Source organism: Dyella nitratireducens (assembly GCF_014642835.1).
In the GTDB taxonomy this organism is placed as follows: Bacteria; Pseudomonadota; Gammaproteobacteria; order Xanthomonadales; family Rhodanobacteraceae; genus Dyella_B; species Dyella_B nitratireducens.
Genome location: NZ_BMJA01000001.1, coordinates 251809 through 272421 on the forward strand (window position 1 = coordinate 251809; position 20613 = coordinate 272421).

23 protein-coding genes are annotated in these 20613 nt (G+C 61.1%); 2 read left to right on the forward strand and 21 right to left on the reverse strand.

Annotation, left to right across the window (positions count from 1 at the left end; genetic code table 11):
• Positions 1 to 3: 3 nt before the first annotated feature.
• The 21 genes from nuoG to IEX75_RS01310 all read right to left on the reverse strand — a co-directional run bounded on the left by nuoG (position 4) and on the right by IEX75_RS01310 (position 19407).
• On the reverse strand, positions 4 to 2331 hold the full coding sequence (gene nuoG / locus IEX75_RS01210; RefSeq protein WP_188792442.1) for an NADH-quinone oxidoreductase subunit NuoG: 2328 nt from the start codon (positions 2329 to 2331) through the stop codon (positions 4 to 6).
• Entirely contained in the window at positions 2328 to 3650 is a 1323-nt protein-coding gene (gene nuoF, locus IEX75_RS01215) for an NADH-quinone oxidoreductase subunit NuoF (RefSeq protein WP_188792443.1), read from the reverse strand. The genes nuoG and nuoF overlap by 4 nt, the downstream gene beginning before the upstream one ends.
• A gap of 14 nt (positions 3651 to 3664) precedes the next feature.
• Complete coding sequence (gene nuoE / locus IEX75_RS01220; RefSeq protein WP_188792444.1) at positions 3665 to 4192, reverse strand: NADH-quinone oxidoreductase subunit NuoE; 528 nt, start codon at positions 4190 to 4192, stop codon at positions 3665 to 3667.
• Positions 4193 to 4211: 19 nt separating this feature from the next.
• Positions 4212 to 5471 carry an NADH-quinone oxidoreductase subunit D gene (locus IEX75_RS01225; RefSeq protein WP_188792445.1) on the reverse strand — a complete coding sequence of 420 codons (1260 nt, stop codon included), beginning with the start codon at positions 5469 to 5471 and terminating at the stop codon, positions 4212 to 4214.
• A gap of 2 nt (positions 5472 to 5473) precedes the next feature.
• Positions 5474 to 6202, reverse strand: coding sequence for an NADH-quinone oxidoreductase subunit C (locus tag IEX75_RS01230; RefSeq protein WP_188792446.1), 729 nt, complete (start codon positions 6200 to 6202; stop codon positions 5474 to 5476).
• A gap of 15 nt (positions 6203 to 6217) precedes the next feature.
• Positions 6218 to 6775, reverse strand: a complete 558-nt coding sequence (locus IEX75_RS01235) for a NuoB/complex I 20 kDa subunit family protein (protein WP_188792447.1) — start codon at positions 6773 to 6775, stop codon at positions 6218 to 6220.
• Positions 6766 to 7122, reverse strand: coding sequence for an NADH-quinone oxidoreductase subunit A (locus tag IEX75_RS01240; RefSeq protein ID WP_126682813.1), 357 nt, complete (start codon positions 7120 to 7122; stop codon positions 6766 to 6768). The genes IEX75_RS01235 and IEX75_RS01240 overlap by 10 nt, the downstream gene beginning before the upstream one ends.
• A 351-nt stretch (positions 7123 to 7473) precedes the next feature.
• Positions 7474 to 7827 (reverse strand): PilZ domain-containing protein, encoded by a 354-nt coding sequence (locus IEX75_RS01245; protein WP_188792448.1) that lies wholly within the window; start codon positions 7825 to 7827, stop codon positions 7474 to 7476.
• A gap of 120 nt (positions 7828 to 7947) precedes the next feature.
• Complete coding sequence (locus IEX75_RS01250) at positions 7948 to 8859, reverse strand: PIG-L deacetylase family protein (protein WP_188792449.1); 912 nt, start codon at positions 8857 to 8859, stop codon at positions 7948 to 7950.
• On the reverse strand, positions 8859 to 9794 hold the full coding sequence (holB, locus tag IEX75_RS01255) for a DNA polymerase III subunit delta' (protein WP_188792450.1): 936 nt from the start codon (positions 9792 to 9794) through the stop codon (positions 8859 to 8861). Before holB ends, IEX75_RS01250 begins: the two co-directional genes overlap by 1 nt.
• On the reverse strand, positions 9794 to 10426 hold the full coding sequence (tmk, locus tag IEX75_RS01260) for a dTMP kinase (RefSeq protein ID WP_188792451.1): 633 nt from the start codon (positions 10424 to 10426) through the stop codon (positions 9794 to 9796). Before tmk ends, holB begins: the two co-directional genes overlap by 1 nt.
• Complete coding sequence (mltG, locus tag IEX75_RS01265; RefSeq protein WP_188792452.1) at positions 10423 to 11463, reverse strand: endolytic transglycosylase MltG; 1041 nt, start codon at positions 11461 to 11463, stop codon at positions 10423 to 10425. Before mltG ends, tmk begins: the two co-directional genes overlap by 4 nt.
• Entirely contained in the window at positions 11460 to 12275 is an 816-nt protein-coding gene (gene pabC / locus IEX75_RS01270; protein ID WP_188792453.1) for an aminodeoxychorismate lyase, read from the reverse strand. The genes mltG and pabC overlap by 4 nt, the downstream gene beginning before the upstream one ends.
• Entirely contained in the window at positions 12275 to 13624 is a 1350-nt protein-coding gene (locus IEX75_RS01275) for an aminodeoxychorismate synthase component I (protein ID WP_229720587.1), read from the reverse strand. Before IEX75_RS01275 ends, pabC begins: the two co-directional genes overlap by 1 nt.
• A gap of 71 nt (positions 13625 to 13695) precedes the next feature.
• The gene (fabF, locus tag IEX75_RS01280) at positions 13696 to 14934 is read right to left on the reverse strand and encodes a beta-ketoacyl-ACP synthase II (RefSeq protein WP_188792454.1); all 1239 of its coding nucleotides are present in this window, start codon (positions 14932 to 14934) and stop codon (positions 13696 to 13698) included.
• A gap of 200 nt (positions 14935 to 15134) precedes the next feature.
• Positions 15135 to 15374, reverse strand: coding sequence for an acyl carrier protein (acpP, locus tag IEX75_RS01285; protein WP_188792455.1), 240 nt, complete (start codon positions 15372 to 15374; stop codon positions 15135 to 15137).
• Positions 15375 to 15671: 297 nt separating this feature from the next.
• Complete coding sequence (fabG, locus tag IEX75_RS01290; protein ID WP_188792456.1) at positions 15672 to 16412, reverse strand: 3-oxoacyl-ACP reductase FabG; 741 nt, start codon at positions 16410 to 16412, stop codon at positions 15672 to 15674.
• 46 nt (positions 16413 to 16458) lie between these two features.
• Positions 16459 to 17406: an ACP S-malonyltransferase gene (fabD, locus tag IEX75_RS01295; protein WP_188792457.1), complete on the reverse strand. Its 948-nt coding sequence runs from the start codon at positions 17404 to 17406 to the stop codon at positions 16459 to 16461.
• Positions 17407 to 17516: 110 nt separating this feature from the next.
• Positions 17517 to 18494 (reverse strand): beta-ketoacyl-ACP synthase III, encoded by a 978-nt coding sequence (locus IEX75_RS01300; RefSeq protein WP_188792458.1) that lies wholly within the window; start codon positions 18492 to 18494, stop codon positions 17517 to 17519.
• Positions 18495 to 18674: 180 nt separating this feature from the next.
• Positions 18675 to 18869 carry a 50S ribosomal protein L32 gene (gene rpmF, locus IEX75_RS01305; RefSeq protein WP_188792459.1) on the reverse strand — a complete coding sequence of 65 codons (195 nt, stop codon included), beginning with the start codon at positions 18867 to 18869 and terminating at the stop codon, positions 18675 to 18677.
• 19 nt (positions 18870 to 18888) lie between these two features.
• Positions 18889 to 19407 (reverse strand): YceD family protein, encoded by a 519-nt coding sequence (locus tag IEX75_RS01310; protein WP_423373283.1) that lies wholly within the window; start codon positions 19405 to 19407, stop codon positions 18889 to 18891.
• Positions 19408 to 19541: 134 nt separating this feature from the next.
• Here IEX75_RS01310 and IEX75_RS01315 point away from each other — a divergent pair, with 134 nt between their 5' ends.
• On the forward strand, positions 19542 to 19994 hold the full coding sequence (locus IEX75_RS01315) for a hypothetical protein (RefSeq protein ID WP_188792461.1): 453 nt from the start codon (positions 19542 to 19544) through the stop codon (positions 19992 to 19994).
• Positions 19991 to 20578: a Maf family protein gene (locus IEX75_RS01320; protein ID WP_188792462.1), complete on the forward strand. Its 588-nt coding sequence runs from the start codon at positions 19991 to 19993 to the stop codon at positions 20576 to 20578. Before IEX75_RS01315 ends, IEX75_RS01320 begins: the two co-directional genes overlap by 4 nt.
• The last annotated feature ends 35 nt before the right edge of the window (positions 20579 to 20613 follow it).

Genomic DNA, 20613 nt, shown 5'->3' on the forward strand with positions numbered 1-20613 from the left:
GAGTTACGCCTTGCTCAAGGTGATGGCCGCGCCATACGGCGGCAACGTCGCGGTTTGATCATGGGCAGCCTCGATCCACACGGCGCCATCGGGCAGCGTGGCATCGATGACCAGCGGCAGGACAGCATTCGCCAGCTTGACCTTGTCGCCTTCGCTCAAGCCCTGACGCTGCGCTTCGTTCGCGTTCAAACGCACAGACGGCACACGATTAAGCGGATGTGCTTGCAACGCGCCCGCGCGACGGACCACCGCATCGCTGCGATAGATCGGCCAGGTGACCAGACGGCTAAGACCTTGCACCGGTTTGCGCTCGGCCAGTCCTTGCGACACAGCGGCCTGGCGTTCGGCCATGCCTTCGCGCAGGCCGGCTATATCGTCGAATTCGAAGCCAGCCAGCTTCATCTGGCCACCCAACGCACGCAGCACTTTCCAGCCTGCACGTGCTTCGGCTGGCGCCTTGGCACCCGCTTCCACGCGCTGCAGAAGACCATCCACGTTCACCAGCGTGCCTTCGATTTCCGGCAGCAGCCCGATCGGCAGGATCACGTCGGCTACATCGCGTAGTGTCGCATTGGCGAAGGCGCTGAAAGCAACGATATGCTGCGCACCGTTCAATGCGTTGGCGACAGCCGCGCCATCAGCGAAATCATGTGGGAATTCCAGGCCGTACAGCAGGTAGGCCTTGCGTGGTTGTGCCAGCATGGCCTGCGCATTCAGGCCGCCGTTGCCGGGAAGTACGCCCGCCTTCGCAAGGCCCACAGCGTTGGCACCAACCGGCAGCTCGTTGTAGGCCGCACCGGTAGCTTCGGCGATGAAGCGCGCCACAGCACGCAGCCAGGAGGCTTGCGGATGCGTGACAGCCGCTTCGCCAAGGATCACCACGGCATGACCAGACTTCAGCGCTTCGACAGCCTCGCGGGCCTTGTCGGTCAGCTGCAGGGGCGCAAGCGATTCGCTGGAAATGAAACCGGGCTGCGCGACACCACCATCGATCAACGCCTTGGCTAGCACCAGCAGCGAGTCAACCAGGTAGTGCGGCGGCACCACAGCTTCGCCGGACAGGTTGTAGTTGAAGTTGAACTCGGCCGGATTGACAGCGTAGACCTTGGCACCCTTCTTCACCGCCTGATGGATGCGGTGGTTGAGCAGCGGCATTTCATAACGCAGGTCGGAACCAACCAGCAGCACCGCCTTCACCTTGTCCACATCGGCGACCGGCATGGCGAAGGTTTGCGCCACTGCGTTGTCAGCAAAATCGAGCTGACGCAAGCGATGATCAATGTGCGCGCTACCCAGGCCTTGCGCGAGGCGAACCAGTAGCTCACCTTCCTCGCTGGTCGTAGCCGGATGGACCAGCACACCGAGATCACTGCCCGGCACGCTCTTCAGTGCTTCGACGGCAGCGGCGAGCGCGTCGTCCCAGGTGGTCTTCTGCCACTGGCCGTTGCGCTTCACTTCCGGCGCATGTACGCGATCGGCGGCATACAAGCCTTCGTGGCTATAGCGATCACGATCGGACAACCAACATTCGTTGACGGCTTCGTTGTCACGCGGCACGTTGCGCAGCACTTCACCGCGACGCGTGTGCAACCACAGGTTGGAGCCCAATGCATCGTGATAAGCCACCGACGGCTTGGCGATCAGCTCCCAGGCGCGTGCCTTGAACTGGAACGGCTTGTTGGTGAGCGCACCCACCGGGCACACGTCGATGACGTTACCGGACAACTCGGTCTCCAGCGCCTTGCCGATGTAGGTACCGATCTGCAAGTTCTCACCACGGCTCATACCACCGAGTTCGTAAGTGCCGGCAATCTCGCTGGTGAAGCGCACGCAACGCGTACACTGGATGCAGCGAGTCATTTCGGTGGCGACCAGGGAGCCGAGGTTTTCGTCGGCGATGGTGCGCTTGCGCTCGGTGTAGCGCGACACGCTGCGGCCATAGCCGAGCGCGACGTCCTGCAGTTCGCACTCGCCGCCCTGATCGCAGATCGGGCAATCGAGCGGATGGTTGATCAGCAGGAATTCCATCACATCGCGCTGGAACTTCAGCGCCTTGTCGGAACGCGTGATGACCTTCATGCCTTCGGCCACCGGCGTGGCGCAGGCCGGTTGCGGCTTGGGCATCATGCGGCCGCCCATTTCCACGTCCACCAGGCACATGCGGCAATTGGCGGCGATCGGCAGCTTGCGGTGATAGCAGAAGCGCGGAATGGCGATACCGACGTTGTCAGCCGCCTCGATGATCATGGCGCCCTTGCGGATCTGCGTGGGCTTGCCATCGATCTCGATGTTCACCAGATCGGGCGCGGTATTGGCTGGCTGCGCACTCATGCAGCAACTCCACGGGTTTCGGCGAGACGGTCCTCGGTCATCGAGCGGCCGTGCTGCACGTAGTATTCGAATTCATTCCAGAACTTGGCGAGGAAGCCCTGCACCGGCCACGCAGCGGCTTCGCCGAATGCACAGATGGTGTGGCCTTCGATCTGGCCGGCGATGGCCTTCAGGCGATGCAGGTCGTCCTGCGTGCCTTTGCCTTCCACGATGCGCGTCAGGACGCGGAACATCCAGCCGGTACCTTCGCGGCACGGTGTGCACTGGCCGCAAGATTCGGCGTGATAGAACTGCGAGATGCGATGGCAAGCCTTCACCATGCAGGTGGTCTCATCCATCACGATCACGGCACCGGAGCCGAGGCCCGAGCCCAGCTTCTGCAGGCAGTCGTAATCCATGGTGGCCGACATCATTTCCTCGGCGTTGAGCACCTTCATCGAGGAGCCACCAGGAATCACAGCCTTCAATTTGTTGCCATGGCGCACACCACCGGCCATCTCAAGCAGATCCTTGAATGATGTGCCGAGGCGGATCTCGAAGTTGCCCGGCTTGTTGACGTGGCCGGACACCGAGAAGATCTTCGGGCCACCGTTGTTCGGCTTGCCAAGATTCAAGAACCAATCGGCACCGTTGCGCAGGATGGCCGGCACCGAAGCATAGGTCTCGGTGTTGTTGATCGTGGTGGGCTTGCCGTACAGACCGAAATTAGCCGGGAACGGCGGCTTGAAGCGCGGCTGGCCCTTCTTGCCTTCCAGCGATTCCATCAACGCGGTTTCTTCGCCGCAGATGTAAGCACCGGCGCCGAGTGCGCCATAGATGTCCACATCAATGCCGGTGCCCTGGATATTCTTGCCGAGCAGGCCGGCAGCGTAGGCTTCCTTCAGCGCCTCTTCGAAATGCTCGAAGGGTTCGTGATGGAATTCACCGCGCAGGTAGTTATAGGCCACCGTCGAGCCGGTCGCGTAGCACGCAATCGCCAGGCCCTCAATCACCGAATGCGGGTTGTAGCGCAAGATGTCGCGGTCTTTTGCCGTACCGGGTTCCGATTCGTCGGAATTGCAGAGAATGTACTTCTGCATGGTGCCCTTGGGCATGAAGGACCACTTCAAGCCAGTCGGGAAGCCCGCGCCGCCACGACCACGCAGATTGCTGTTCTTGACGATATCGACGATCGACGCGGGATCAGGCTTCTCGGCGAGAATCTTCTTCCACGCCTTGTAGCCGTCCACCTGCAGGTAGCTATCCATCGCCCACGGCTTGTCAAAATGCAGCGTGGTGTAGACGACCTGGTGTTCCTGGGGTGCGGGTCCGACTGCCATGGTGCCCTGCCCTCTCACTTCAAGCCATCGAGAATCTCGTCGACCTTATCGGTCGTGAGACGCTCGTGGTAATGGCCATTGACCGTCATCGCCGGCGCATACACGCAGGCAGCGATGCACTCTTCTTCTTTCTTCAGGTACACACGTCCATCCGACGTGCTCTCGCCTGCTTTGATGCCCAGCTTCTTCTCGCAATGGCGCAACAGATCTTCACCACCGTTGAGCCAGCACGAGATGTTGGTGCAGACGGCGACGTTGTTGCGCCCAACCGGCTTGGTTTCCAGCATCGAGTAGAAGCTGGAGACCTCGTAGGCCCACACAGCAGGTACGTCGATGTACTTGGCGACCGCGGTAATCAGCTCATCGTTGAGATAACCGTGGTTCTGCTCTTGCGCGGCGAACAACGCCTGGATTAGCGCGGAGCGCTTGCGATCCGGCGGGAACTTGGTCAGCCAGTGATCGATGTGATGGCGCGTGTGCTCGGTAAGCACGACGAGCGGATCGACGTGCTTGACCTGCTCGTAATTTCCGGTGGCTTTCATGTGTGCTTATCCTCCGGGCTCAGCGATCGACTTCGCCGAACACGAGGTCATAGGTGCCGATGACCGCCACCGCGTCAGCCAGCATATGGCCGCGTACGAGGACATCCATCGACGAAAGGTGCGCGAAGCCCGGTGCACGCAGGTGCACGCGGAACGGCTTGTTCGCACCGTCGGAGATCAGATAGCAGCCAAACTCGCCCTTCGGCGCTTCGACCGCCGCATAGGTTTCGCCGGCCGGCACGCCATAGCCTTCGGTGAACAGCTTGAAGTGGTGGATCAAGGCTTCCATGTCTTCCTTCATGGCCTCGCGCTTGGGCGGCGCGACCTTGAAGTTTTCCACCATCACCGAGCCGGGGTTGGCGCGCAACCAATCCACGCACTGCTTGATGATGCGGTTGGATTGACGCATTTCTTCGATGCGCACCAGATAACGGTCGTAGCAGTCGCCATTGACGCCCACCGGGATGTCGAAATCCACGTCGGCGTACTTGGCATACGGCTGCTTCTTGCGCAGGTCCCAGGCGATACCCGAGCCACGCAACATCACGCCGGTCATACCCCACTGCTGGGCCATTTCCGGCGAGACCACGCCGATGCCGACGGTGCGCTGCTTCCAGATGCGGTTTTCGGTAAGCAGCTCTTCGTATTCGTCAACTTTCTTGGAGAAGTCCGCGGTGAAGGCGTCGAGGAAGTCGAGCATGGAACCTTCGCGCCAACTGTTGAGGCGCTTCAGATCCTTGCCTTTGTGCCAAGGCGATTCACGGTACTGCGACATCTTCCCCGGCAGATCACGATAGACGCCGCCTGGACGATAGTAGGTGGCATGCATGCGCGCGCCGGAGACGGCTTCGTAGCAATCCATCAGCTCTTCACGCTCACGGAAGGCGTACAGGAACACCGCCATCGCACCAAGATCGAGCGCGTTCGAACCGACCCACATCAGGTGATTGAGGATGCGGGTGATCTCGTCGAACATCGTGCGGATGTACTGCGCACGAACCGGCGCCTCGATACCCAGCAGGGTTTCAATGGCGCGCACATACGCGTGCTCGTTGCACATCATCGACACGTAGTCGAGACGATCCATGTAGCCGATCGATTGATTGAACGGCTTGGATTCGGCGAGCTTCTCGGTACCGCGATGCAGCAGGCCGATATGTGGATCGGCGCGCACCACGGTTTCGCCGTCCATTTCCAGCACCAGACGCAGCACACCGTGCGCGGCTGGATGCTGCGGGCCGAAGTTCATCGTGTAATTGCGAATTTCTTGCGCGGCCATGCTCAGTTCTCCCGCCAATGGTCAGCGGCTTCCGCCTTCGCTTGCATCAGGTCGGCGTCATCACGGATCACGCGCGGTACCAGCACGCGCGGCTCGATCGACACGGGTTCGTAGATCACGCGCTTCTGCTCGGGGTCGTAGCGCACTTCCACGTTGCCGATCAGCGGGAAGTCCTTGCGGAACGGATGGCCGACGAAACCGTAATCGGTAAGGATGCGGCGCAGATCCGGATGGCCTTCGTAGATGATGCCGAACAGGTCGAACGACTCGCGCTCGAACCAGTTGACGCCCGGCCAGATGCCCGTGACTGAAGGTACGACAGGCAGATCGTTATCGTCGCAGAACACACGCACGCGCAGGCGCTGATTGAGTTCGATCGATAGCAGATGGAACACGGAGGCGTAACGCTTCGGGATCGACACATCGCGCGGACGATCTCCCCAGGTAAAGCGGCCAACCGCCTCACCCTCCACACCACGCGAGAAGCCGTTGCCCGACACATCAGTGGTATCCCACTCGGTCTGACCATAGCTCAGATAATCCACACCGCACAGGTCGACCAGTTCGCTGAAGCGGAAGCCAGGTTCGTCGCGCAATGCGGTGGCAACAGCCAGCAAGTTGGCTGCCTCAACCACCGCCGTGACAGCGCCATGGCTGGTGGTGACGGTGAGCTTGTCGCCGAATCGCGCGGCAAGCCGCTCGACCAGCGAGTTAGTTTGCGTATCGCTCATGACTGACTGCGCCTTTTAGGAACGCGCGATGGTGCTGGTACGACGAATCTTCTTCTGCAACTGCAGAATGCCGTGGATCAATGCTTCGGCCGTGGGCGGGCAGCCCGGCACGTAGATGTCCACCGGCACGATGCGATCGCAGCCGCGTACAACGGAATACGAGTAGTGATAGTAGCCGCCGCCGTTTGCGCAACTGCCCATGGAGATCACCCACTTCGGGTCGGGCATCTGGTCATAGACCTTGCGCAGTGCGGGCGCCATTTTGTTGACCAGCGTGCCGGCCACGATCATCACGTCGGACTGGCGCGGACTCGGGCGGAAGACCACGCCGTAGCGGTCAAGATCGAGACGCGCAGCACCGGCGTGCATCATCTCAACGGCGCAGCAAGCGAGACCGAACGTCATCGGCCACATGGAGCCGGTGCGTGCCCAGTTCATCAGGGCGTCGACCGTGGTGGTCACGACACCGTGGCGCATGACCGGGTTGTCGCCAGCCGGACGCAGAATATCGTCCACCAGGTTCAACGGCTGCGGGTTGTGCATCACCTGATCAAGCGTGGAGATCACTCCCATTCCAGTGCTCCCTTCTTCCACACGTAAGCAAAACCGACCACCAGCAGCAACAGGAACAGCGCCATTTCAATCAGCGCGACGATGCCGATGTGCTGAAACACCACCGCCCACGGAAAGAGGAAGGCGATTTCCAGATCGAAGATGATGAAGAGGATGGCGAGTAGGTAGTAGCGCACGTCGAACTGCATGCGCGCATCCTCGAAGGCCTCGAAGCCGCACTCGTAGGGCGAGAGTTTCTCCGACTCCGGGCGGCGGGGACCGGCCAGCAGGCCGATGATCAGGAGGACGACACCTAGCCCTGTGGCAACGCCAAGGAATAGGAGAACGGGCCAATATTCGGCAAGCACGGTTTAACCTACCTCCGCACCACATGAGTGCATCAGCGACCGTTGGGGCAAACGGTCCGGAAGTTCAAATCAGCGGGCTGTCCAGCTCTGTGGATCCAGATGCGGGCGCTCGACGATCCTCGGGACAGGCCCGGGAATCGCGACATTGTATCAGCGGGCATGGGTACGCCGACAAGCCTTGTGTGGCGCACCATGGGATGTTTTTTGCAATAAAGCGTATTTCTTCCAACCAAGTGCGTTTCTTGCAAGAAAGCCGCTATCGCTGCGGCGTTCAATAAATCGCACTGGCACATGACCGCTCCACGCGCAACTTTCTTTTACGCGCGCCGCAATATCGGTCGATCAGGACGGCTACATGGTTTGGGTAGCACGTTCGGAGTTGAGCACGCCCGCGAGCAAGGTCTCGATACGGCCGCGTGCCGCTTCACCGTCAGAGGAATCACTGAATTGCACGCCGATGCCGGCGGTGCGGTTGCCTTGCGCACCGATCGGAGTGATCCACACCACCTTGCCGGCTACCGACAAACGCTCGCTCTCGTCGATCAAACTGATCAACAGCACCACCTCGTCACCCAGCGAATAGCGCTGCGCAGTAGGCGCAAATAGGCCGCCGTGCTTCAGGAACGGCATGTACGAGTTGTACAGCGAAGCCGTGTCCTTGAATTTCAGCGAGATGATGCCCTGACGGGCGGCGACCGGGTTCATGCCTGCTCCCCTTGATACAGCGCTGGCGGCGAATGATGGAAGTACATCCTAACCATGCGGCTGGATGTGCGCAAAGACGTGCTGCTCAGAAGGCCGGAGCCGCAGATGCCCCTGCGGCGGCTAGACCTCCCACCAGCCCCAGTGATCGAAGATCCAGGGTGAAGGCCAATCCAGGTGCAACTTCACGAAGGCCGGCCCTGCACCCTGCTCCAATAACCGAAACACCCCATCGGGGCCGCGTACCACCGGCGCCTGCGGCCATGGCCAGTCCTTCACACCTGCAGGCGTTGCCACCAGCAGTCGCAGCCATTGTTGCAACACCGCCGGCGGCCGCCAGGGCAAGCTCCGATCTCCCTCCCTGCGGTCCGCAGGCATATAACGCTCAGGACTATCCGCCAAGCGCAGCATGCGCTGGCCGCTCAACGCCATCTGGGTCTGGTGCTCTGTAAGCGCCGCCAGCTTGCGCTGATGCTGTTCTGCCGTGGCATCGACCGAGATCGGATAGCCGGCCGTTCCTGCGCCACCATGGACGGGATAAGCGAGCAGCCTAGGCGCTGGTTCCATGCCAGCCAGCGCCAGCCGGCACAGTACGTGCGCGGCGCCATGATCAGGATGGTTGTCGCGCAACGCCGGACCGCACATGAGATTGGGTTGGAACGCCTCGATGACAGCACGCATCGGCGCAATCGATCCAGTTGCGTCGTTGCGCAGGCGGCTCGTTACTTCCATGTCATGCCAGCCCAGCGGATACAGTGCAGACGCCGATACGCCCAAGCGCTTCAACGCTTGCATCACTTCTCCGCGACGCTTTGCACCCCAGCGACGGCGCGCAGCAGCGTTGATGTGCACACGGCGCTCCAGATAACGCTGAGGCCAGGGATTATTGTCGCCATCGGTCAGCAGCAGGACGCACACGTCGCCACCTGCCGCTAACACTTGCTGAAGCAGTACCCCACAGCCCAGCGTCTCGTCATCCGGATGTGGCGCTATCACCAGCAGGCGGGTTTGCGCCGAGACAAGCCATGGCGGCATCAGCGCCAGCGCCCCAGCAACTCCAGCAGGAGCAGATCGCCACGCAGCGGACCACGCAATGCGTCACGCGTGCGGTTGGCCGCGTCGTACCACGCCATGAGTCCCTCGCCATCCAGCGAACTGGACAATGGTGTGCTTTGCGCGGTGGCGCGTGCACGCATTTCATCTGCCACAGCCTGCGCGGCAAACCATAGTCGCTGCTCGGGAGCATCGTCGAGCCAGCGCTTGCCCATCGCGATGGCATCACCACGTCCGGAGGCCAGCGCGGCAAGATCCTTGCGGACTTCCTGCCGCTGCGCGAGCGAACCCTCTTCCACCCAGATGCGTGCCAGGCCTGGATTGCCGCCCGCGGCCACCAAGGCAGCTTCAGCATCGCGCACACCGATGCGCTGCAACCAGGCCAGCGACTCTTCGTGCTTCGGTACTTGGAAATCGATGCGCTGACAACGGCTGCGAATCGTGGCTGGCATACGCCACGGCGCATCGGCCGCCAGAATCAGCATGGTTTGCGAGGCGGGTTCTTCCAGCGTTTTCAACAAGGCGTTGGCGGCTGCAGAGTTCATCGCATCAGCAGGATCAATACTGGCAACCTGCCAGCCGCCGAATTGGCTCGCCGTAGCAAGCCGCGCAGATAGCTCGCGAATCTGATCCACCACGATGTCCTGGCGCTGCACGCCATCCTTGCGCAAGCCATACGTCAGTGCGACGTAATCCGGATGCGTACCCGCGTCGAACAACAAGCAACTGCGGCACGTACCGCAAGCGTCACCATCCTGCGGATGCTGGCAAAGCAAACCGCGCACGAAGCGGCGGAGAAAATCACGCTTACCCAAGCCTTGCGGTCCGCACAGCAATAACGCGTGCGGCAAGGCATCGCGTTGGCGACGCGCCTGCAGGCGCGTCCAAAGCTCGGCATGCCAGGAAGGAATGCTCATCAACTTGCCTCGAACAAATGTGCCGTCGCCGCGATGGCGGCCTGCAATACTTGATCTGCTGGCAGGCTGGCATCGATCACACGAAACCGTTGCGGCTCTGCCTGTGCGCGATCGCGATATACCCGGCGCACGCGCTCGAAGAACGCATCAGCTTCAGTCTCGATACGATCAGCGACACCTCGGCCGGCCGCGCGTGCACGCCCCGTCGACACCGGCAGATCGAGCAACAAAGTGAGATCCGGCATCACGCCATCGCATGCCCAGCGCTCCAATTCGGCAATGCGCTCAATCGGCTGACCACGCCCACCGCCCTGGTACGCATAACTGGCATCCACGTAGCGATCGCACAGCACCCACTGCCCTGCTTCCAGCGCAGGCCGAATGTGTTCGCGCACCAATTGCGCACGCGAGGCGAACATCAGCAGCAATTCGCTTTCCGCGCTGATGGCCGCATGAGCAGGATCGAGTACCAACGAACGAATCGCTTCACCCAACGGCGTACCGCCGGGCTCACGCACTTGCAGCAGCTGTACGCCACGCTGTTGAAAATAATCACGCAAACTACCGAACAAGGTGCTCTTGCCTGCACCTTCACCGCCTTCCAAGGAAATGAAACGTCCGCGCTGGCTCATTGGCAACGCTTCAACTGATAGCAGGCGACATGGCGGTTCTGCTCTTCCAGCGTGCTGGCGAACACATGCGTGCCATCGCCGCGCGCAACGAAGTACAGCGCATCCCCCGCAGCAGGATGCAAGGCCGCCTCGATCGCCGGCTTGCCAGGCATGGCAATGGGCGTGGGCGGCAAGCCGGGCCGCGTATAGGTGTTGTAAGGCGTATCCGTGGTCAGATCGCTCTTGTGGATATTGCCGGTGTAGTTGCTGCCCATACCGTAGATCACTGTAGGATCGGTCTGCAGCAACATGTTCTTTTGCAAGCGGCGAATGAAAACGCCGGCAACACGTGGGCGCTCATCAGCGCGGCCGGTTTCCTTTTCGATGATGGAAGCAAGAATCAACGCATCGTACGGCGCCGCCAGCGGGAGATTGGGGTCGCGCTGTTCCCACAGCGATGCCAGCGTCTTCTTCATCGCCTCGTTTGCACGACGCAGAATGTCGAGGTCACTATCGCCTTTCACATATGCATAAGTTTCCGGCAAGAAACGCCCTTCTGGTTTTTCACCCGGCGCTCCAATTTTTTGCATGATGGCAGCATCATCGAGACCGCTGGTTTCGTGCTTCAACTTGTCGGCCTTGGCGAGAGCCTGCAGCACGTCGCGGAAAGTCCAGCCGTCGACAATGGTGACGTCGCGCTGCATCACCTTGCCTTGTGCCATGGCGGTGAGCAACTGCTCCGGCGTGATGCCCTGCGTGACAGCGTATTCGCCCGCATGCAAGCGGCCGGCTACGTGCATTTTCTCCGCCAGCACACGCCAGTACAGCGGCGAGGACGTGGTGAGACCTTGCGAGCGCAGCTGATGCACGATGTCTTTGAAACTCGTGCCGCGCTCGATGTCCACGCTCTCGCCGGTCGCACTGACGCGCAGCGGCGTCACCGCAAAACGCGAGAAATCGTGCCAGAACCATCCGGCGGCGATTACGAACGCCAACAGCAAGATGACCAGCAGCAGACGCCACGAGACGCGCCCCTCTTGTGTACCGCTTCGACTCATGCCTGCTCCATCGCGAACCCCAGGTCACGCCAATGCTGCTGCATGGCGCGGACGACCGGACCGGGAGCGTACACGGTATCGCCCACCGCCTGAACAGGCAGGATGCCGCGAACACTGGAACTGAGGAAGAGTTCGGCAGCGCGCACGCCTTCGTCCAGCGCCACATCCCGGACTTGGCAGTTCGGAAAAGCTTCGAGGATGGCCGCCCTAGCCACCCCGGCCACCCCGCAACGATCCACCGATGGCGTAACCAGCACACCATCGATGACAGCAAAAAGATTGGCAGCCGTCGCTGAGATCACGTTCCCGTGGCTGTCGCAGACCAGACCTTCGCTGATGGCCGGATCGCTCCATTCCGCGCGCGCCAGCACTTGCTCAAGACGATTGAGATGCTTGATACCGGCGAGCAACGGTTGGTCGGCCAGCGTGGTGTGACAGCGGTGCAGGCGAACACCTTCCAGGTAAAGTGTGCGGGATACCACAGGCATGGGAAACGCAACAACGATACGCGTTGGCGATACCTGTATCGGCGGTGCGTAGCCGCGCTCGCCAAGACCGCGCGTCAAGGTGATGCGCAAGACGCACTGCGCCAGCTTGTCAGTAACCTGCTGTGCCTCTTGCCAAATCAGTGCGGCATCTGGCGCAGGCATGCCCAAGCGTTCGCAACCCGTCGCCAGGCGTTGCATATGCCGGCTCCACAACGGTGCTTTGCCTTGCTCGAAGCGAATCGTTTCGAACAAACCATCGCCATAACTCAAGCCGCGATCGAGCGCCGAAACGCTGTCGCACGGCTGGCCGTTGATCAGCAGCATCACCCGGCCACTCCCAAGGCGCGAAGCATGCCGCGTGCCTTGGCGCGTGTTTCGTCCAGTTCCTTTGCTGCGTCGGAATCGGCCACAATGCCAGCGCCCGCACGCAGACTGACATCCTTGCCATGCAAGGTCAGTGTGCGAATCAGGATGTTCAGATCGAGATCGCCATTGCGGTCGAGATAGCCCAGCGCGCCCGTGTAGGCGCCGCGTGGCGCGTCCTCCAGCGTAGCGATGATTTCCATGCAACGCACTTTGGGACAGCCGGTGATGGTGCCACCCGGGAATGTCGCTGCGATCACTTGCCCTGGCGTAACGCCTTCGCGCAATCGTCCGCGCACATTGGAGACGATGTGATGCACGTGTGCGTAGCTCTCCACCACCATCAACTCGTTCACTTCCACCGTACCCGGCTTGCATACGCGCCCCAGGTCATTGCGCTCCAGATCAATCAGCATCACGTGCTCGGCACGTTCCTTGGGATGCGCAGTGAGTTCACGGATGCGTGCCAGCTCGTCATCGCCCTCCACACGCGGCCGCGTGCCGGCAATGGGACGCGTTTGCACCACGCCGCGCCGCGCTTCGACCAGACGCTCTGGCGATGAACTAACCACCGCCCAACCCTGCTGTTGCAACAACCCCGCGAATGGCGCGGGATTGGCACGGCGCAGGGCGGCATAAAGGCTAGCGGCAGATGGTGCTTCTTCAAAATGCGCACGCCATGCACGCGAAAGATTCGCCTGGAATAGATCGCCAGCATGGAGATGTTCGTGCACACACGCGACACCATCGAGGAAACGCGTTGGCGCATCTTCCTCGACCATTTCCGGAATCGCGAGCGGTGCGGTGACCGGCATGACGGAAAGATCGGCTTCCATCGCGTCCAGCAAACTGTCCTGCCCTGCTTCCGCTACCAGAATGGTGCGTTCGCGCAGATGGTCGACGATGATGGCAGCCGGACAGCGCAATGCCAGCGCTACGGGCAATGGCTGCGAATAACGTAAGCGCAGCGTCGGCTCGATTTCTGCCGCCAATTCGTACGCCAGCAACATCACCCAGCCACCATGAAACGGCAGCCCGTCATCATGGCCTTGCGGCAAGCGTTCTGCACGCCATGCTGCATCGAGCGCATCAAGAAAGCGGCCGGCATGCACGCGTCCGTCTGGCTCGTGCACCAGGCCGTCGGACGTCAACATCAATGTGGATTGCGGAAACGCAAACAAGATGTCGTAGCGCGCATGTGCGTTCGCGCGCGTCACGCTTTCCAGCAGCGCCGGATAGCGCCCTGGAAATGCAGCGGCCGGCGCGAGCAGATCGCGCCGGCCGGCGAAGGTGCGAATCGAGCAAGTCACTAAACTTTTCTCAGATCACCATCAAGCAGCGTTTTGTCCCTCCCCTGTTTTCAGGGGAGGGAGTCCAAGCTTCAGATACGACGGAAAGCGAGCGTGCCGTTGGTACCGCCAAAACCGAACGAGTTGGAGATGGCAATGTCGATCTTCGCATCGCGCGCGGTGTGCGGCACGAAATCCAGATCACAACCTTCGCCCGGTTCGTCCAGATTGATGGTGGGCGGCAGCACCTGATCACGCATGGCGAGGATGCTGAAGATCGCTTCCACGCCGCCCGCAGCACCCAACAGGTGACCGGTAGTGGACTTGGTAGAGCTCATCGCCAACCTGTACGCGTGATCGCCGAACACGCTCTTGGCGGCCAGGACTTCGCCCAGGTCACCTAGCGGCGTTGAGGTGCCGTGCGCATTGACGTACTGCACGTCAGTGGGATTGATGCCGCCATCGCGCAGAGCCGCGGCCATACAGCGCGCCGCACCTTCGCCGCCCTCGCTGGGCGCGGTGATGTGGTACGCGTCGCCGCTCATGCCGAAGCCGACCAATTCGCAGTAGATATTCGCGCCGCGTGCCTTGGCCTGCTCGTATTCCTCCAGCACCAGCACGCCGGCGCCATCGGACAGCACGAAACCGTCGCGGTTCTTGTCCCACGGACGGCTGGCCTTGGTGGGTTCATCGTTGCGGGTGGACATGGCCTTGGCCGAGCAGAAGCCGGCCATGGCGGTACCTGTGGTGGCGAATTCGGCGCCACCGGCGATCATCACATCCGCATCGCCATACTGAATCATGCGCGCGGCCAGGCCGATATTGTGCGTACCCGTGGTGCATGCCGTCACACAGGCGATGTTCGGGCCCTTCAGGCCGTACATAATCGACAGGTGGCCCGACACCATGTTGATGATAGAGCTGGGCACGAAGAACGGCGACACGCGGCGCGGCCCCTTCTCATGCAGTTCGATCGAGGTGTCTTCGATGGTGTTCAGACCACCAATGCCCGCCGCCACGGCCACGCCGATACGCGGCGCGTTAGCTTCCGTCACTTCCAGCCCGGAGTCGCGCAGGGCCTGTGTACCCGCAGCGATGCCGTAGTGGATAAACGGATCCATCTTCTTGATTTCTTTTGGCGCTATCCACTGCGCCGGATCGAAACCGCGCACCTGCCCGGCGATGCGCGTGGCATACGTCGTCGCGTCGAAGTGCGTGACGGGGCCGATGCCGCTGACGCCCTTGAGGATGTTGTTCCAGGCGGTGGCGATGTCGTTGCCAACCGGCGAGATGATGCCCATGCCGGTTACTACCACACGTCGTTTGCTCATGGATCGAATTCCTAACTGGTTCGGGAAAGGTCAGCTTTCAGGCATCACTTTCCGACTATCGCGATGCGCGCCGACCTCGTACACCATACGGGATCGGACGTTGCAAAATGCAGAAACGAAAACTGCGCCGAGATGGCGCAGCTTCCGATATTCGCTACGTAGATACATGGGACGACAATGTGTCCGCCCCATCACGTAGATCACTCCTTGGAATGGGCCTTGATGTAATCGACAGCCTGCTGCACGGTCGTGATCTTCTCGGCTTCCTCGTCGGGAATTTCGGTTTCGAATTCCTCTTCGAGCGCCATCACCAGCTCGACCGTGTCCAGCGAATCCGCGCCCAGATCGTCTACGAACGAAGCGTTCGGAGTGACCTCGTCTTCCTTCACGCCAAGCTGCTCGACGACGATTTTCTTGACGCGTTCTTCGATGGTGCTCATGTTGCCTTTGCCTCCCAAGGGGAAATTAGTCCGTTTGCCGGGTTTCCGCCGGCAAAGTCTGCGGCATTGTAGTGGCTAAGCCGCGAAGCCGCCAATTATGCCAGGAATACAAGCCGCCGCGGGTTCCACACGGCGCGAGGCCGCGATTGTCGCCCAAAATGAACCCCGTGACGACTTTTTTGTTTCTGTTTCTACCGCCTTCGGCCGGGCTAACAAGTTTCAAACAAGACCATGCGCCGTCCGACAGGAGCTTGTGCCTGCCCTATGCTTTTCAAGCCGGGCCGTTCGTCCGCCTCATTACGGCATGTACATGCCGCCATTGACGTGCAAAGTCTCACCCGTGATATAGGCCGCTGCCGGCGATGCCAGGAAGCCTACCGCCTTGGCGATGTCGCTGGCCTCACCGAGCCGGCCCAATGCAATCTGGCCAAGCAGGGTCTGTTTGGACTCTTCCGGCAGACCGCGGGTCATGTCTGTGTCGATAAAACCCGGCGCGACCACGTTGACAGTGATGTTGCGCGAACCGATCTCGCGCGCCAGCGACTTGGAAAACGCAATGATGCCCGCCTTGGCCGCGGCGTAATTAGCCTGCCCCGGATTACCGGTAAGACCAATCACCGAAGCAATCGAAATGATGCGGCCCTTGCGCGCCTTCATCATGCCGCGCATCACGGCTTTGGACAGCCGATAAACCGACGTGAGATTGGTGTCCAAAATGGCCTGCCAATCTTCGTCACGCATGCGCATCAGCAATTGGTCGCGCGTGATGCCGGCGTTATTGACGAGGATCGATACCGCACCGTGCTGCTTGGTGATCTCATCGATCAGTGCATCCACGGCTGCGGCGTCAGTGACGTTCAGTACACGCCCATGTCCACCGTGCGGAGCAAGTCGCGCTTCGATCGCTGCTGCGCCTGATTCCGTTGTCGCGGTTCCAATAACCGTAGCGCCCATGGCGGCCAGTTCATCGGCAATAGCTGCACCAATACCGCGGCTGGCGCCGGTAACCAGTGCAATTTCACCCTTCAATGTGCTCATGCATGCTGTCCTTCGGTAAGGCGTGATTCGAAGAGATAAAAAGACTTCAGACCCACTCGCTGCGTACGGCATCGAGTTCGGCAGGCGTGCCGATAGCGCGAGCTTCAACGCTCTTGTCGATGCGCTTGATCAGTCCGGCCAACACCTTGCCCGGACCGCATTCGGCCAAACGCGCAGCACCACCTGCTACCAGCGCCTGCACGCACTCGGTCCAGCGCACCGGCAGATAAAGCTGGTGCTGCAAGGCACCGCGAATCTCTTCCACCGAGGTATAGCTGCGCGCTTCCGCATTCTGCACCACTGAGATCGCAGGCATTTGCCATGCGATGGATGCCATGCAATCACCAAGTCTGTCGGCTGCCTCGTGCATCAATGCAGTGTGTGAAGGCACGGACACGGCCAGCTTCACCGCCTTCTTGATGCCTTGTTCGGCGAGCTTTGCCAGCGCGCGATCAACCGCCTCAACGTTACCGGCAATGACCAGTTGGCCAGGCGAGTTGTAGTTGGCCGGCGCAACAACCTGCCCTTGCGCAACTTCTTCGCACACAGCAGCAATCTGCGCGTCATCGCCGCCAAGAATGGCGGCCATCGCGCCCACGCCGGGCGGCACGGCTGCCTGCATCAAGCGGCCACGCTCGGCCACCAGTGCCGCCGCATCATGCAACGACAAGGCGCCCGCGCAAACGAGTGCGCTGTATTCGCCCAGGCTGTGTCCGGACAATTGCGCCGGTTGCGCTCCGCCAAGCTTCTGCCACACACGCCACACTGCCACGCTGGCCGCGAGCAAGGCCGGCTGCGTGTTTTCGGTGCGATTGAGTTGATCTTCCGGCCCCTGTTGGCTGAGTGCCCACAGGTCGACGCCTGCACCCTGCGACGCTTCGTCGAACGTGACTTTTACATCAGCATGGGTGGCGGCCAGTTCGGCAAGCATGCCGACCGATTGCGAACCCTGGCCGGGAAAAACGAAAGCGAGCGATGCAGACGATTGGGTCATGAACAGGCGCAATCCATCAGGAAAAACGAAATGGTGCCATCACTACGCGACGTACGCAGCCGTATTCGGCTGCGTAAACGGCATGCCGCGCGTTTCTACGTTGCGCAGAATCAGTAGCGCAACAACGCGGAAGCCCACGTAAAGCCGCCGCCGAAGGCTTCCAGCAACAGGTTCTGTCCACGCTGCACCTTGCCCGAGCGCACCGCAAAGTCGAGCGCAAGCGGTACGGAGCCAGCCGACGTGTTGGCGTGCTTGTCGACGGTGACAATCACCTGCTCCATCGGCATGTTCAGACGCTTGGCGGTGGCTTCGATGATGCGCAGATTGGCTTGGTGCGGAATCAACCAGTCCAGTTGCGACGCTTCCATATTGCCGGCTTTGAGCGTCTCTTCGACCAGCGAATCAAGCGTCTTCACCGCCACTTTGAACACTTCGCGGCCAGACATGCGGATGCGCACGCCGTGGTTGGGTTCGTCATCTTTGAAGCCGACGGATACACCGACCGGATTCCAGAGCAGCTCTTTGTAGCCACCATCGGCATGCAGGCAGGTGGCGTAAATACCGGGCTCACTGGAGGCTTCCAGCACCACGGCGCCGGCACCGTCGCCGAACAGCACGCAGGTTTCGCGCTCTTCCCAGCGAACCATGCGCGTGAGCGTTTCAGCGCCGATGACCAGCACTTTTTTCGACTGGCCGCTGCGAACAAATTTGTCCGCGATGCCCAACGCGTAAACGAAACCGGAGCACGCCGCATTCACGTCAAACGCCGCGCAACCGTTAGCGCCGAGGCGATGCTGCACGAGGCATGCGGTAGACGGGAAAATGATGTCGGGCGTGGTGGTGCCCAACACGATCAGATCGAGTTCGGATGCCTTGACGCCCGCGGCGTCAAGCGCGCGCTGCGCAGCCAGTGTGGACAGATCACCCGTCGTCTCCCCATCGGCAGCGACGTGGCGCTGGCGAATGCCGGTGCGTTCGCGAATCCATTCATCGCTGGTGTCGACAAATTTTTCGAGATCGGCGTTGGTAAGAACACGTTCCGGCAAAGCGCTGCCGGTGCCGACGATGCGGGAATAGATCTGGGTCATTGAGTATCCATCAGCGGGCGAAGGTGCTTGAAGCCACCTGCCCTGCACGGTGACCCAAACACCAAGACCACAACGTTACGTTGCCGTGAGAGCCCGTTCAATAGGCGCCGCGGCGTAGCAGAACGCAAAGCGGCGCGTTGCCGCGCCGCTTTGCGAACGAAACCAAGAGGTTTCGACTGATCAGTCTTCGTCGACCACCGCAACGTTGGTCTCGATCACCTTCTTGCCGCGGTAGTAGCCATCGGCCGTCACGTGGTGACGACGATGCACTTCGCCGCTGGTCGGATCGGTGGCCAACTGCACGGTGCTCAGCTTGTCGTGCGAGCGACGCATGCCGCGGGTGGACGGGGTCTTGCGGCTCTTTTGAACGGCCATGGTGATTTCTCCAACTAAATCATTTGCTCTTGAGTTCGCGCAGTACCGCGAACGGGTTATCGGGACGCTCTTCGGCGGGAATGGCTTCCGTCGGCGGGCGTGTGGCTTCTTCCGGCATTGCGCTGTCCGGATTGACCGGCACCAGCGGCAGTGCCAACAACAGTTCGTCCTCGATCACATCGATCGGGTTCAGCTTGTCGTCCTCGTCGACCAGCAAGGGCTCATACCCTGCCGGAAGCGCGGCTTCCTCGCGCTCGGAACGGATCAGACCCACACGGGTATCCACCGTGATGGGCATGACGAACGGGTCGAGCGTGCGCTGGCAGACCAGCCACAAGGGCGCCTGGACGCGAACCTCGATGTAGGCGGTGCCGAACTCGTCCCGACCGAAGTCGAGCTGGTACTGGGCCGAACCTGCATCACCCGCCAATGCCTCGCAGAGGCGAGGCATTGCGGCGATGGGTAGGGACCCCTGGAACGAACGCCGCGCGGAAACCATGCGCCAAGCGTCCACGGACTCTGGTAGTGTCGCGGACATAACCGTGAAATAGTAAGTTTCCCCGGAGGTTAAGTCAACCGCGTGGCCCATCACATCGCCTGACGACATGCTTTGCCTGGATCGGACGCATGCGGCAGACTGCTCCCCATCTTAAGCCCTAAGCCGATCCTCCCTTGGATATTTCCCTTACGCTCGGCTTGACCGCTCTGTTCATTCTGCTGGCCGTGGCCATCGCGGGTGCCTTGCTACTGCGCCGACTGAACCGGCGCAACGCCAGCCTCCGGCGCCTGCTGGAGCTGGCTGACCGGGTGGAAGCTGATCTCAAGTCGTGCCGATTCAAGCTGAAGCAGGCCCATGCTGTCATGTCGATGAACCCCGACCTGCCGGCGGCCAGCGAGCAGGAAGCCGCCAACGCGGTGGATGCCGGCCTACGTGCCCTGCTGCAACAGCGTATCTGGATCCGCGACCACGCTCCTACCGCCACCCAAGGGGAACTGGATGCCGCCGCACAGGCCATGGACCAGACCCGTGACCGGCTGCAGCCCCTGCTCCAGGCCCTGGGCGATGCGCAGGACGAACTGGACACTGCCATGCGTGAGCACATCCGCCAGGATTCGCATTCATGAGGGACCAGCGACGGCTGGTGCTCGGTTCCACCTCTCGCTACCGCGCCGAACTTCTTGGCAGGCTGGGTCTGGCTTTCGATCAGCAGGCACCCGGCACTTCTGAAACTGAACTGGCCGGCGAGACACCGGCCGCACGCGCCATGCGACTAGCCAAAACCAAGGCGGTCGACGCCAGCGATGGCCTAGTCGATGCCCTGGTGATCGGCTCCGACCAAGTCGCCGAACTCGATGGCGTGCTGCTGGAAAAGCCGGGATCAGCCGAACGCGCACACGAGCAGTTGAGCGCCTGCTCCGGCCGCGTCGTTTCCTTCCACACAGCAGTATGCGTACTCGATACGGTCAACGGACAACACCGCACGCACCTGGATCTCACGCGCGTGCATTTCCGCCATCTACAACCTGAAGAAATCGGCCGCTATATCGAGCGCGAACAACCACTGGATTGCGCCGGAAGTTTCAAGTGCGAAGGGCTTGGCATCAGCTTGTTTGAGCGCATCGAGAACAGTGATCCCACGGCGTTGATCGGCTTGCCGTTGATGGCGCTCGCGAAGCTGTTGCGCGATGCTGGCCTCGAGGTGCCATAGTACTGCGCAGGTTGGGGTGCAAACCCCAACATGAG

Coding starts and splice junctions, on each gene's coding strand:
- nuoG (WP_188792442.1), bottom strand. CDS start 2,331: ATGAGTGCGCAGCCAGCCAATACCGCGCCCGATCTGGTGAACATCGAG.
- nuoF (WP_188792443.1), bottom strand. CDS start 3,650: ATGGCAGTCGGACCCGCACCCCAGGAACACCAGGTCGTCTACACCACG.
- nuoE (WP_188792444.1), bottom strand. CDS start 4,192: ATGAAAGCCACCGGAAATTACGAGCAGGTCAAGCACGTCGATCCGCTC.
- IEX75_RS01225 (WP_188792445.1), bottom strand. CDS start 5,471: ATGGCCGCGCAAGAAATTCGCAATTACACGATGAACTTCGGCCCGCAG.
- IEX75_RS01230 (WP_188792446.1), bottom strand. CDS start 6,202: ATGAGCGATACGCAAACTAACTCGCTGGTCGAGCGGCTTGCCGCGCGA.
- IEX75_RS01235 (WP_188792447.1), bottom strand. CDS start 6,775: ATGGGAGTGATCTCCACGCTTGATCAGGTGATGCACAACCCGCAGCCG.
- IEX75_RS01245 (WP_188792448.1), bottom strand. CDS start 7,827: ATGAACCCGGTCGCCGCCCGTCAGGGCATCATCTCGCTGAAATTCAAG.
- IEX75_RS01250 (WP_188792449.1), bottom strand. CDS start 8,859: ATGCCGCCATGGCTTGTCTCGGCGCAAACCCGCCTGCTGGTGATAGCG.
- holB (WP_188792450.1), bottom strand. CDS start 9,794: ATGAGCATTCCTTCCTGGCATGCCGAGCTTTGGACGCGCCTGCAGGCG.
- tmk (WP_188792451.1), bottom strand. CDS start 10,426: ATGAGCCAGCGCGGACGTTTCATTTCCTTGGAAGGCGGTGAAGGTGCA.
- mltG (WP_188792452.1), bottom strand. CDS start 11,463: ATGAGTCGAAGCGGTACACAAGAGGGGCGCGTCTCGTGGCGTCTGCTG.
- pabC (WP_188792453.1), bottom strand. CDS start 12,275: ATGCTGCTGATCAACGGCCAGCCGTGCGACAGCGTTTCGGCGCTCGAT.
- fabF (WP_188792454.1), bottom strand. CDS start 14,934: ATGAGCAAACGACGTGTGGTAGTAACCGGCATGGGCATCATCTCGCCG.
- acpP (WP_188792455.1), bottom strand. CDS start 15,374: ATGAGCACCATCGAAGAACGCGTCAAGAAAATCGTCGTCGAGCAGCTT.
- fabG (WP_188792456.1), bottom strand. CDS start 16,412: ATGAGCACATTGAAGGGTGAAATTGCACTGGTTACCGGCGCCAGCCGC.
- fabD (WP_188792457.1), bottom strand. CDS start 17,406: ATGACCCAATCGTCTGCATCGCTCGCTTTCGTTTTTCCCGGCCAGGGT.
- IEX75_RS01300 (WP_188792458.1), bottom strand. CDS start 18,494: ATGACCCAGATCTATTCCCGCATCGTCGGCACCGGCAGCGCTTTGCCG.
- rpmF (WP_188792459.1), bottom strand. CDS start 18,869: ATGGCCGTTCAAAAGAGCCGCAAGACCCCGTCCACCCGCGGCATGCGT.
- IEX75_RS01310 (WP_423373283.1), bottom strand. CDS start 19,407: ATGTCCGCGACACTACCAGAGTCCGTGGACGCTTGGCGCATGGTTTCC.
- IEX75_RS01320 (WP_188792462.1), top strand. CDS start 19,991: ATGAGGGACCAGCGACGGCTGGTGCTCGGTTCCACCTCTCGCTACCGC.